1 protein-coding gene and 1 pseudogene are annotated in these 1,149 nt (G+C 56.9%); both read right to left on the reverse strand.

Annotation, left to right across the window (positions count from 1 at the left end):
• Positions 1 to 282: 282 nt before the first annotated feature.
• Positions 283 to 765 carry a phycocyanin subunit alpha gene (locus NW819_RS14295; protein WP_011434281.1) on the reverse strand — a complete coding sequence of 161 codons (483 nt, stop codon included), beginning with the start codon at positions 763 to 765 and terminating at the stop codon, positions 283 to 285.
• Positions 766 to 958: 193 nt separating this feature from the next.
• Positions 959 to 1,149, reverse strand: a pseudogene (locus tag NW819_RS14300) (phycocyanin subunit beta); the annotation flags it as partial.

Raw genomic sequence — 1,149 nt, forward strand, 5'->3', positions numbered from 1 at the left:
ATAGCCCAGGCGTCTCACCCTAGCCTGAAACGACTGTAGAAATCGAAAACTAAAATTAGAAATCAAAAATCGGCAGCCCCAAGCTGCAGAAGAGCAACAGTGGCGCCTTCCTATTGGGGAGACTGATCCGCAAACCCACGTGGTCAAACGTATCTCTCCGCAACGTAGCAGGCTCACCACCGTTGCCCTCAACAACCTTTCCTCGCCATCCCCCTCGGCTTGTGGGATGAGCCAACTGGCTAGCCGGCGTCGCCCTTTTAGAGGGATCCCAAGCTCCAGAACTTAGCTGAGCGCGTTGATGGCGTAGTCGATGTAGGTGTTGGCCTCGGTGGCCGCTTGCCCGGTCAGGCCGTGGTTGGCTTTGATGTAGCGCAGGGCTTCGATGAACCAACTGGGGGAGAGTTCAAAAGCGGCGTTGATCTCGCGGATCCCGGCCAACTGATACTCGTCCAGAGGACCGGTGCCACCGGCTACCAAGCAGTAGGTGATGTAGCGCAGGTAGTGGCGCACGTCGCGGGCGCACTTGTCCTTGCCGGCTTGGGTGTGGCACTGCCCACCGGGTTGGGTGGTGTAGGGGAACTTGGCGTAAACCGCTTCGGTGGCACCGCGCACCAGCTCGTCGGCACGGCTGCTCAGAACTCGGGCGGCTTCCATGCTGGCGGCAGCCCGCTGAAAACGGCCATTGATGGCCTGCAATTCGCTGTTGCTCAGGTAGCGCCCTTGGCTGTCGGCAGTGGCGATGGCGTCAACAATTGGGGTTTGCATGATTCAAAACGCTCCTTTACTTAACTCAAGCTCAATGCAAAAAACAAAGCAAAAGATTCAAAGTCTCAACTGCAAAATCGCTGCAAAACAGGTTACTTTTCCAGGGATCCCCTGCCAACCCGAGTTGTCTTAGATCCCAGAGAGGTCTTCACAACTGGATCCGGACACAACAGAAACTTCAGTCCACAAGGGATCAAACCACAGCGGCAGCAGCGCGATCGAAGTAGGATTCGATTTCGGCAATCAGAGCGCTGCAGTCACCCCGGGTGATGCCGTTGGGGTCGTTTACCACCGCCACCGCAGCCTTTTTCATCTTTTGGATACCGTTGGCCACTGAGCTGCCGGGGGTGCCCAAGGCTTGATAGGTTTCCCGCAGGCCGTTCA

This window comes from Synechococcus sp. R8-2 (assembly GCF_047461715.1).
Classification (GTDB): Bacteria; Cyanobacteriota; Cyanobacteriia; order Thermostichales; family Thermostichaceae; genus Thermostichus.